Here is a 293-nt window from a genome sequence, read left to right as displayed (position 1 = left end):
CGCGAGTTGCTGAATTATATCCTGCGCATCGCTCGCAACGGCCTTGCCGAAGGCGGTCCCGGTGCAAATGACGACGACAATGATGATGGCTCCGATGATGGTTCATCATTTGCGCAGCGCTTCCGAAGCGTGGACCTGGATACTTCCGCGGTCGATAGCACGATCGATGATGATACCGATGGCGGCAGATCCGAGTTGGCACGGCTGATCAAGAATGCACGGCACCTGCAAGGCAACCCGGTCGTTCCGAATCTAATGCGTGACGTTCGCAATGCCTTGATGGAAGGAGACAA

At 56.0% G+C, this 293-nt stretch carries 1 protein-coding gene; it reads left to right on the top strand.

From position 1 onward, the window contains the following. A partial coding sequence (locus ACXAH0_RS25240; RefSeq protein ID WP_475196074.1) for a hypothetical protein occupies positions 1–293 on the top strand: 293 nt, incomplete at both ends.

It is taken from the genome of Roseibium sp. AWQ4_290 (assembly GCF_056160985.1).
The sequence above is the reverse complement of the archived record's forward strand: the minus strand, read 5'-3'. Positions and strand labels throughout refer to the sequence as shown.